Raw genomic sequence first — 10,353 nt, 5'->3', positions numbered from 1 at the left:
TTATACCACTGTTCGGCAAGTTGATAGTTCTTCTGATCTTTGTACAGTCTTACCAAATTGTCAACAGACGTGGCAACCCAAAGATCTGACTGATCCAGTGCTTTCTCTCTAATTTCTAGGGCGCGTTTATACAAAGGTTCCGCCAGTTGATAGTTTTTCTGGTCGTGGTACAGTCGTGCCAAATTCTCAACAGATGTGGCGACCCAAAGATCTGATTGACCTTTCTCTCGAATTGCTAGAGCGCGTTTATACCACTGTTCGGCTAGTTGATAGTTCTTCTGGTCGTGGTACAGTCGTGCCAAATTCTCAACAGACCGGGCAACAACCAGATGTACCTGACCTAGTGCTTTCTCTCTAATTGCAAGAGCGCGTTTATACATCTGTTCTGCTAGTTGATAATTCTTCTGGTCGTGGTACAGTCGTGCCAAATTCTCAACAGATGTGGCGACCCAAAGATCTGACTGACCCTTCTCTCGAATTGCAAGAGCGCGTTTATACCACTGTTCCGCCAGTTGATAGTTCTTCTGGTCGTGGTACAGTTGAGCCAACTTGTCAACAGATGTGGCGACCAAGGAATGTTCCTGACCCAGTGCTTTCTCTCTAATTACCAAAGCGCGTTTATACAACGGCTCCACCAGTTGATAGTTCCTCTGGTCTTGGTACAGTTGAGCTAATTTGTCAAGAGAACTGGCAACATCCGGATGTTCTAAACCGAGTGCTTTCTCTTTAATCGCTAAATCGCGTTGAAACAACGGTTCAGCAAGTTGATAATTCTTCAAATGGTATTGGTACAGTTGAGCTAATTTGTCAACAGACCTGGCGACATCCCGATGTTCTTGACCGAGTGCTTTCTCTCTAATTGCCAGAGCGCGTTTTAAAAACTGTTCGGCAAGTTGATAGTTCCTCTGGTCTTGGTACAGTTGAGCTAATTTGTCAAGAGAACTGGCAACATCCGGATGTTCTGAACCGAGTGCTTTCTCTTTAATCGCTAAATCGCGTTTTAAAAACTGTTCGGCAAGTTGATAATTCTTCTGGTCTTTGTATAGTCGAACTAAATTGTCCACAGAAGTGGCAACCGAAGAATGTTCCTGACCTAGTGCTTTCTCTCTAATTGCTAGAGCGCGTTTTAAAAACTGTTCCGCAAGTTGATAGTTACTCTGGTATTGGTACAATCGAGCCAATTTGTCAAGAAACCTGGCGACATCCGGATGTAACTGACCTACTTTCTCTGTTATTACCAGCAAGCGCTGTGCAAAAGGTATAGCCGCATCATATTTACCTTCTTTGTAAAATTGTACGACTTGTTGAGTGAGCCGCTCAGCTTCCTTTAGAGATGCTTGTTGTTCTGCCCAGAGTTGTGGTTGAACTTGCCCGATGACTGACCTTGGAATGCTCACCACCACACCCATACTAAGGGCGATCGCCATTGACAATAACACCCAATTAGTATTAGCTGCGAAGGGTTTCGGTTTTAACAACTGTTGAGACACTTGCTTCGGCTTCCTCATGAGATCAACTATCTGTATTCATTTCCACCGCTAGCTTTCCAATGCACTTCCTACATTTGCTCGTAGTACAACCGCCTTCGCGTAAACTACAACTAGTAGCGTAATTTGATCAGCCCTCTATAACTTCTGTTACGTGTTGGTATTTTACGCCTAACTAAGTAATTTTTTTACAAAAGTTTACAAAACTTTCAAAATCTACTTTCTCATTTGTAATTCATTCCCCCACTCCTAACAAGGTAACTTTTCACTCCCCCCCTTAAGCAGCAGCAGGAACAGCAACGTCCATGAGAGGAGGTAATATCCCCTTGCGACCTTGAGCAATCACAGAGGCAATGTAAGACCAAGGATCGACTTTTCGCAATCGACAAGTTTCAATCACGCTTAATAGTGAACAATAAGCCAAACTGCCTTCGGTTGTACGAGTACCATAACTGATACGCCGTGCAATAACTGCGTGTCTAAGAGCACGTTCCGCTTCATTATTGGTGGGTGGTAATCCCGGATGAGAGACAAACGCGACTACAGCATCCCAGTCCCTTAAAATCTCTAGTGCCAGAGCTTTCAATTTGGGATGTTCTGCGGCGCTCCCCAGAAGACAGACCCGGTAGAGGCGACCGGGGACTGGGTCATGGTTGTTGTCCCCGTCGCCAGAATCGAGGGTTTGTATTAGTTCCCTCAACTCTTCTAGGAGCCACTGCCCTAAGTCCCTCGCCTCAAAGTCTACGACTTGTGTCAGGGCAATCGCTTTACGTATTAAATGTGCTAGACAGTGTTGGCGTTGCTCATAACTGCTATAGGCTCCATAGCCATCAGTGACTAACCAACCGATGAAGGCGCTAGTGATCAAGTGCAGCAGTTCTTCCTTTTTACGACTACCGATATGGTACACCGCTACCGTGCTGGTAATTGCCACCCACAACCAACACAATTTCCCTTTCTCGTACCAGGGGGTTTCATCGAGATGAATCACCTCTGCCGCTTGCAGTTCTTCAATTAACTTCTCAACCACCGGAACGCAAGCAATACCTACTTCTCGGATGCATCTGTCTAGGGTGCCGATACTTAGTTCTACACCCACCCAGTCTTTTAAGAATTCTTGAATCTTCGGTCGGGACATCCGGTAGCGCACCGCAAGGCTGGCGATAAAGGTAGCGAGCATCGGTCCAACTAGCCCATACTCCTGCAATTGCAAATCTTTGCTCCTTCCTTCCACCACAGACACATACCCAAAACCTGGAATTGCTTTGGTATGGTGTCCACATTCGCAGGTGACTTGATAGTAATGATGAAGTTGGCAAATCACCTCAATCCCAGATTCCTGTTTCTCTAGTTCTAGGACGTAATACCCCATATAAGGTTTGTGATCTGATGTTACTGTCAGTTGAGCATTGCAGGCGGCACAAATTTCTGGGTAATGAGGAATCGTGATCGTTGGAACTAAGGGCGTTGACCGCCACATCCCCCTAGCTCCGGGCTGCTTTCCCGGCGAACGCTTCCCAAATCCTTGCGCTTTCGACTTCTGTGTTTGCTTTTCCTCAACTTTCTCTGTCTCAAGATCAACAGCGGAAGTTAAATTTTTATCTTGATTGCCTTTGAGTGGCTTTTCATATTCCAACTCCACTGTTTCGTTCTTGAAGGGACTGTTTGATGATGGAGGTCTGGAACTATTGCTTGAATTCTGCTCTAATCGCTCTAATTGTTCGACTGCAAAAGCGTGCAGATTACCTGCTACTTCCACCAACTTCTCCTTGTCCAGAGATTGGAAGTAGTCTCGGTTCATTTGTGATAGGTCATCTTTACTCAGTCGATTCATCAAGTCTCAAGTGCCTGTATTGCTTTATATTACCATCTTTTCAGCCTGGAATTGTTTACCTAAGTGCTAACTGGCTAATTTTCATGCCACAAGCATGGGGGGGAGTGAAAGGTTACCTAACAAGAGCGTTAATCACTACCTCAACCATTAATTTCACCTCTAAACTAGATCGCATCAAGTCAACCTGCCTGAGGGTTACACAATCACAGCCAAGCCATTGTCTAACCAAGATTACTCCTTGCCCCAGGGAAAGCGCTTTGCCCTGCTACTCAACTGTTCTCGCAGTAAATAAATTTTAAGTATAGGGTGCGTTAACCGAGAGTACGGCGCCATTGCTATTAATTTTGGCGCGTTAGGCGTCACCCGTAACGCACGCACCCTACATGAACTTTACGTTTGTTCACATACATCTGTTTTTTCCCGCCTATATACTTATCTCTTATATTGGATGTATAGACTAAGGGCTAAATTATTGAATCAACAGCCAGATGATGAAGCTGAGAAAACAGCTTTAATGAAGGAACTAAGTCAACTTGGTATCAAGCATACTCCTGAAAAAATTGTTCGGATTGCAAAGCAAGCAGATGGTAAAATAGTATTTTTGGAAGAGGGAAATACTGAAGCCGGACTCCAACACATACTTGAAAACCATTCCGAGCAGTTTACTGATTTAGGAATTGAACTAAACCAGATACCTGATGCTGTAATTGCGGCGATAACACAAGGTAGAATTGTTGGCTATTAAGGTAGAAAGAGAACTCGTGTTATTTATGAAGTGAGCTTTAAAGGCAGAATTCATTACATAGCAGTGACTGTTAGTAATAGTGGTTATATAGTTGGTGCAAATCCTAGAACTTCCCCTTAATGTGGTAAAGCAACTATGGCAGAAAAAATCAAACTTATGGCTGATTATGGATGCTACCCTCTTTGGTGGATTTCCGCGAACGTTGGCGATATCGATCCAGCATCACTACCGCTCAGTCAAGAAACTATTAGTCGTTTGGAAAAATGGGCAGAAGTTTACGATGCAAAGTTGAATTGGGATGATCCTGCCTCATCTGGTTTTCCAACTAATCAAGCAAAAGATGCTTTTGAAAAAGAAGGAATTAGACTGTGGAAGCAACTGCAAAAAGAACTTGCGCCTAAATATGAAGTTCTTTATTTCAGTGAGCAACTACGCAAAGTCATCACTCATCCTCATGAATTAGAAGTTTTACACTCCTAAGATGCACAGCAGCTTGGCGTTTACGCCACTCTCTCACCTCATTGGAAGTCGCTGCTAGATTGCGCTGTCATTCTTTACCAGGAGCATGTCATCTTTATTGCCCTACATCCTCGTCGGATATCATGCACTCTACAAAGCCTGCCAAAGCAGGCTTTGTTCGATTAGCCCGCCTGCTTATAGCCTGTGGGCGGGCGTATTGTAAAACTGACATGCTCCCGTCTTTACCAAGGACAAAGGCAGAAGGTAAATTTTTAACTAAAATCAGTCTACTGGTAATGACTAATTACAATTAAGTAGCTAGGATAAAAACAAAACCTCTCTACGGTTAAGATCATAGTACCATGTCAGAACACCGTTATCCCCCCGCTTACCTTCGTTATCTTAAAGCCAGGTTATGGAATTTGGCAAGACCAGGCTTTTGGGGAACAGCAATTTTTCTGTCTGTAGTCGGGCTAGTAATTAAGGAATATTGGACTCGCCCAGATTTTCTCACACAGCAAAATCAACCAGTAGCGGCACAGAATTCGGCTGACTCCTCTCTTTCCACAGAAGAAAGAGCGATCGTCGCAGATATTGACAACTTACCAGTTTTGTATAATGAATCTGATCAAAACACTGTAAGTGCCAGCACTTCTGGTGAAAACACTCAAAATAATAAAAGTAAAACGTTATTAGATGAGTTAAACAAAACAATCCAAACGTCAGGTTCGGCTAAATTAAATCCGGGCTTGAGTGCAACTAACCCCGCACCAACCCCAAAAATGGAAAATCCCTTTTTGGCACAAGCAGAAAATTTATTGCAGTTTAATAATTTTCAGAAAGGTAGCTCTTTAGTTAGTACACCAACTGTATCTTCTGTACAACTACCAGAAGTGCGAAATATTAGCAACACTCAAAATGTTGCCTCAGTTAACCCCTTACAATCAGCACTTAATCAATCGGCACAGAATCCTTTACCCAGCGCTTACACTACTACTAATCAAATTAACCCTTCTGGTCAATTATTACCTAACAACAATTTACCCAACCAGATTTCCTTACCTACAGGGTTAAATTCTAACTTAGTCAATCCCGCTATTGGAACAGGATACACTCAACGGCAACTCACCAATCTGCCCCAAAATACCTACAATAACTACAATAGTGGTCAGGTATCTGGAAGTTACACTCAACCACAACTGACGAATCTGCCACAAAACACCTACACTAACTATAATAGTGGTCAGGTAGCTGGCGGCTACACTCAACCTCAGGTAACAAACCTGCCCCAAAATACCTACAGGAACTTCAACAATAGTCAGGTATTGCCTAACGTAGTGCAACCAACACAAGCTCTACCTTACAATAATACGCCCTACCCCAATCAAACATTGAATCAAGGCGTTAGTACTCCTACCACTTCTGTTGTCCCCAACAATAATTTAAGCTTGCAGCAAGCTAGTCAAAATCCTGTTTTGAATCCCTTGTCTTCACGTCGTCCGACTGTGAGACAGTATTTGGAAGGACAAAATAACATATACTCATACCCTTAAGTAAGCGGTAGAAGAACCTTAATCTTCATCATGTCTTTACTGTGACTTTATGTACATACGCAGTAGGCAAGAACGAAGATTTGGTAAATGTACTATATTGGTTAGGACACAGTTGCTTGTACGCATACGAGTACTATACTTTATACAATTAAGTATAAAAAGTCATAAAACTCGTACCTTGAAAGCGACCTTACCAAATATACCAGCGTCAATTATGCGCATTCTGATTTATTCTTACAACTATCATCCGGAGCCAATCGGAATTGCTCCGCTCATGACAGAATTGGCAGAAGGATTAGTAGAGCGAAATCATGAAGTGCGGGTAATTACGGGTATGCCGAACTATCCTCAACGTCAAATTTACAAAGAGTATCAAGGTAAGTGGTACATTACAGAACAAAAAAATGGTGTGACTATCCAGCGTAGTTACTTGCGCATCAAGTCAAAACCCAATGTTGTCGATCGCCTGCTGTTGGAGTTGAGTTTTGTGATGACAAGTTTACCATACGCTCTCAACGGTTGGCGACCAGATATAATTCTTCTGACAGTTCCCCCATTATTAGTATCTCTGCCAGCAACTTTACTTGGTCGGTTATATAACTGTCCGGTAGTACTGAATGTACAAGATATCTTACCAGAAGCAGCAGTGCGACTGGGGTTACTCACCAACAAAAAGATGATTAGAGCCTTGGAAGCTTTAGAGCGATTTGCTTATCGCGCTGCGCACACCATCAGTGTCATCAGTGATGGATTTACAGAAAATTTGCTCAACAAAGGAGTATCGCCAGATAAAATTGTTTGCATTCCCAACTGGGTAAATATTAATTTCATCCATCCTTTACCAAAACAAAATAATTCTTTTCGCATCTCTCATCAATTAGAGAACAAATTTGTGGTAATGTACTCAGGCAATATTGCTCTGACGCAAGGTTTAGAGACAGTAATAGAAGCTGCGGCTTTGTTACGTCATATCCCTGAGATAGTTTTTGTCATTGTCGGCGAATCTCAAGCTTTACAAAGATTGAAGGAATATTGTCTGACTTGTGGGGTTAATAATGTGTTGTTGTTACCGTTACAGCCACGAGAAAAACTACCCGAAATGTTAGCAGCAGCTGATGTAGGCTTGATTGTGCAAAAGCGCAATGTGATTTCTTTCAACATGCCCTCAAAAATACCTCTACTATTGGCTAGTGGTAGTCCAATTGTCGCTTCAGTACCAGCTAGTGGTACAGCAGGGAAAGCAGTTAAACAAAGTGGCGGTGGTATAGTTGTGAATCCAGAGTCACCCGATGCTTTGGCAGCAGGGGTGCTAGAACTATATAAGAATCCAGAGCAAGTGGCTGTACTCAGTCAAAAGGGCAGACAATACGCTGTAGAACATTATAGTTTTGAGCAGGCGATCGCGACTTATGAAGCTCTATTTTCGGAACTAGTTACAAATAAAGCTTCTAATTTAAGCAACTTGCCCAAAGTACGTTCTAGTCAATCTGTGGAGATATAGGACGATGACTACAAGAGAACAACTTATTCAAGAAATTGCTCAAGCTCCAGATTTTTTGGTTGAGGAGGTTTTAGATTTTATGCTGTTTGCAAAAGCCCGAAGAAGTCAGCAAGCACTTTTAGAAACCAAGAAAGAACTTCGTCCATTTGCTCTCTGTGCAGGAGAGTTTAGCGTTCCCCCCAACTTTAATGATCCATTGCCTGAAGATATTCTTCGTGACTTTGAGGGTAATTTCTAACGAATATGAATCTGTTGTTAGATAGTCACAATCTTGACTGCTGATGAAGCTGTTATGGCTTATCAAATGGCTCAGTTTTTGAAATAGCCCCTTTTTGGTTCGTGACTATATCTTATGTCTAAGCCCATTGAATAGGATCTAGTCGATAGTAGCGTTGTAGTAGCTCATAGAGTGCTGGATGCTTCTTCAGTAATGGCTGCGGTTTTTCAAAAAATGTTTCAGTCGCTACGGCAAAAAATTCTGCGGGATTAGTTGCGCCATAGCTATCCATTACGGTCTTTATACCTTGTTGAACATTATGACAGAGTTGTTGATATTCTTCTGTCATCACCCCAGCCCAGATGGGATAGTCTGAGTTTCGTTGCAAAATTGGAACGCCTTGTGCTTTACCATCTTCTTGATCCAACTGGTGGGCGAATTCATGAAGAACAACATTATGTCCATCGCTCCAGTTGCTAGTGTCTTGTTTCACCTGTTCCCAGGAAAGTACTACTTGATCCTTACTCCACGATTCCCCCAATCTTGCCACACGCCTTTCCTCGACAACATAATTCCCGTTAGCAACGGTTTCATTAACAACATAAGTGCCGGGATAAATCAGAATTGAACGAAGTTTAGGAAAGTATTCTCCTCGCTCATTAAGCAGAAGTAAACAGGCAACAGCACCAATGGTAAGCTTCATTTCCTCCGTCACCTGTAGTCCTCCACAGCCAATGAATTGTTTTTCCGCTAAGAACACTTGAATATGTCCCTGAAGCCGTCTGCGTTCAGTGGGAGAAAGATGGGGATAAATGGGAAGATTATTCTCAATAATGGCATTCCAAAGTGGGGGGAAAGGACGATGTTTAAGACGATTTCTTCGCTGTTTAATGAGAACGGGACTAACTAAAATCCCAGTGACAATCAGCGCTATGATAATAAAAATAATAATTGTTTCAACCATTAATTTTTAGCGCTCCACGTCTAAGCTCTGTTTATTGGTATTGCGTTCGCGTAGCCTGCCGGAGGCAATTGCCTCTTCTACTGCCTGCTGAGTTGAACGTTAACTCGCGCTTCGGCTTTAGAGTAGTGGGTTTGGACGCAATAAAGGGATACAAATAAGGGTACACCCATCAGCTTAGGGTTCATGCTGCTGATTCGCTCGCTTACTTGGGATGCCCATCTTGGGTACTCGCTTCTATGGATGTCTTGCTTGGGCAAGTCGATTACATCTAGATCAGATAGAACTTTTCTGAGCATAAATTATATTACATAATTTAATAAAATTATCTTTATTAACGATAAACGTGTAATTTTGATAATATAGCGAGAGAAACTATGTAGTGTTAACGAAACCAATAATAATGATTGATGATGCCAGAGCGGGTCGGTATGTGGAGCAGTCTGGAGGATATAAAGCCTTTATACCTAATCCACTACCACCTGTGCCTGAAGTGATTATGGATCAGGAGATGTGGCTGCTTCTGTCTCAAGCAGATCGTGCGCTAGGTCGGCTAGATGGGTCAACAGATGCTCTGCCCAACCCCGACCTATTCGTGTTTATGTATGTTCGCAAAGAAGCTGTTTTGTCTAGCCAAATAGAGGGAACACAGGCTTCTCTGATAGATGTTCTGGAGTTTGAAACTCAAACTTTGGAACCGGATAATCCTCAAGACGTGGCTGAAGTGGTGAATTATATTGCTGCGGTCAACTATGGTCTTGAGCGCTTAAAGGATTTACCCGTATCGCTGCGATTAATTCGGGAAATTCACAAAGAGTTAATACAAGGAGTGCGAGGCTCTGAGCGGGAACCAGGAGAATTTCGCCATACCCAAAATTGGATTGGTCCTGGGGGATGTTCTCTGGCAAAGGCTACTTATGTTCCTCCTCCACCGTATGAAATGAAACAAGCTTTAGACAATTTCGAGAAGTTTTTGCATGATTTAACGCCAATCCCCGCTTTAATCAAAATTGGCTTGGCTCATGCTCAGTTCGAGACAATTCACCCCTTTCTAGACGGCAATGGAAGAACAGGGCGTCTACTAATTACGTTTCTACTGTGTGAGCAAAATATACTGAAACGACCACTATTGTATATCTCTCACTATTTCAAGAAATATCGTGCTGAATACTACGACCGCCTTCAAGCCATTAGAGATAGTGGAAACTGGGAAAGCTGGCTTAAGTTTTTTCTGCGTGGTGTCTACGAAGTTGCTCAGGAAGCGTCTGCTACTGCCCGCAAGATAGTCAATATGAAAGAGGAACATCGCCAAAAAATACTTAATCAAATGGGGCGTAGAGCCGGAAATGCTATAGCTCTGCTCGAAACTCTTTATTTGCGACCAATTGTTACTATCGAACATGTTCAAGAAATCACTCAACTATCATACCCTAATGCAAACACACTAGTTAAAGACCTCTGTGATGTAGGTCTTCTACAGGAAATCACTGGACAGAAACGTAACCGAGCCTTTGCTTATAAACCATTTTTAGACATTTTTAGGGACTCTTAATGAGATGAAGGCTCGTGAGTTAGTTTCAGTTCAAGTAACCTCGT

Annotated in this window: 9 protein-coding genes; 6 read left to right on the top strand and 3 right to left on the bottom strand. The window is 42.7% G+C overall.

All coding sequences use genetic code 11. The features are described 5' to 3' along the window. Together ICL16_RS37590 and tnpC are read right to left on the bottom strand one after the other, a co-directional pair. On the bottom strand, positions 1-1,508 hold a 1,508-nt coding region (locus ICL16_RS37590), incomplete at its 3' end, for a tetratricopeptide repeat protein (protein ID WP_190836658.1). A gap of 256 nt (positions 1,509-1,764) precedes the next feature. After that, entirely contained in the window at positions 1,765-3,321 is a 1,557-nt protein-coding gene (gene tnpC, locus ICL16_RS37585) for an IS66 family transposase (RefSeq protein WP_190836657.1), read from the bottom strand. Positions 3,322-3,769: 448 nt separating this feature from the next. Here tnpC and ICL16_RS37580 point away from each other — a divergent pair, with 448 nt between their 5' ends. The 5 genes from ICL16_RS37580 to ICL16_RS37560 all read left to right on the top strand — a co-directional run bounded on the left by ICL16_RS37580 (position 3,770) and on the right by ICL16_RS37560 (position 7,817). Then, on the top strand, positions 3,770-4,066 hold the full coding sequence (locus ICL16_RS37580) for a hypothetical protein (RefSeq protein ID WP_238361126.1): 297 nt from the start codon (positions 3,770-3,772) through the stop codon (positions 4,064-4,066). 135 nt (positions 4,067-4,201) lie between these two features. Then, entirely contained in the window at positions 4,202-4,546 is a 345-nt protein-coding gene (locus ICL16_RS37575) for a hypothetical protein (protein ID WP_190836656.1), read from the top strand. A 341-nt stretch (positions 4,547-4,887) separates the two neighbouring features. Continuing rightward, the gene (locus ICL16_RS37570) at positions 4,888-6,078 is read left to right on the top strand and encodes a hypothetical protein (RefSeq protein WP_190836655.1); all 1,191 of its coding nucleotides are present in this window, start codon (positions 4,888-4,890) and stop codon (positions 6,076-6,078) included. Positions 6,079-6,292: 214 nt separating this feature from the next. After that, on the top strand, positions 6,293-7,579 hold the full coding sequence (locus ICL16_RS37565) for a glycosyltransferase family 4 protein (RefSeq protein WP_190836654.1): 1,287 nt from the start codon (positions 6,293-6,295) through the stop codon (positions 7,577-7,579). A 4-nt stretch (positions 7,580-7,583) separates the two neighbouring features. Beyond that, positions 7,584-7,817 carry a DUF2281 domain-containing protein gene (locus ICL16_RS37560; protein WP_190836653.1) on the top strand — a complete coding sequence of 78 codons (234 nt, stop codon included), beginning with the start codon at positions 7,584-7,586 and terminating at the stop codon, positions 7,815-7,817. A 118-nt stretch (positions 7,818-7,935) separates the two neighbouring features. Here the strand turns inward: ICL16_RS37560 and ICL16_RS37555 are convergent, their stop codons facing one another. Further along, positions 7,936-8,760 (bottom strand): M90 family metallopeptidase, encoded by an 825-nt coding sequence (locus tag ICL16_RS37555; protein ID WP_190836652.1) that lies wholly within the window; start codon positions 8,758-8,760, stop codon positions 7,936-7,938. A gap of 400 nt (positions 8,761-9,160) precedes the next feature. Between ICL16_RS37555 and ICL16_RS37550 the strand changes: the two genes are divergently transcribed. Then, a complete protein-coding gene (locus ICL16_RS37550; protein WP_190836651.1) occupies positions 9,161-10,309 on the top strand; it encodes a Fic family protein in 1,149 nt (382 codons plus the stop codon). Positions 10,310-10,353: the final 44 nt, after the last annotated feature.

Origin of the sequence: Iningainema tapete BLCC-T55 (genome assembly GCF_014698965.1) — a bacterium.
Lineage (GTDB): Bacteria > Cyanobacteriota > Cyanobacteriia > Cyanobacteriales > Nostocaceae > Iningainema > Iningainema tapete.
This window is presented reverse-complemented; position numbering and strand designations above follow the sequence as displayed.

Excerpts from the sequence above, each read along its gene's own strand:
- tnpC (WP_190836657.1), bottom strand. The coding sequence starts at position 3,321 with ATGAATCGACTGAGTAAAGATGACCTATCACAAATGAACCGAGACTAC.
- ICL16_RS37580 (WP_238361126.1), top strand. The coding sequence starts at position 3,770 with ATGTATAGACTAAGGGCTAAATTATTGAATCAACAGCCAGATGATGAA.
- ICL16_RS37575 (WP_190836656.1), top strand. The coding sequence starts at position 4,202 with ATGGCAGAAAAAATCAAACTTATGGCTGATTATGGATGCTACCCTCTT.
- ICL16_RS37570 (WP_190836655.1), top strand. The coding sequence starts at position 4,888 with ATGTCAGAACACCGTTATCCCCCCGCTTACCTTCGTTATCTTAAAGCC.
- ICL16_RS37565 (WP_190836654.1), top strand. The coding sequence starts at position 6,293 with ATGCGCATTCTGATTTATTCTTACAACTATCATCCGGAGCCAATCGGA.
- ICL16_RS37560 (WP_190836653.1), top strand. The coding sequence starts at position 7,584 with ATGACTACAAGAGAACAACTTATTCAAGAAATTGCTCAAGCTCCAGAT.
- ICL16_RS37555 (WP_190836652.1), bottom strand. The coding sequence starts at position 8,760 with ATGGTTGAAACAATTATTATTTTTATTATCATAGCGCTGATTGTCACT.
- ICL16_RS37550 (WP_190836651.1), top strand. The coding sequence starts at position 9,161 with ATGATTGATGATGCCAGAGCGGGTCGGTATGTGGAGCAGTCTGGAGGA.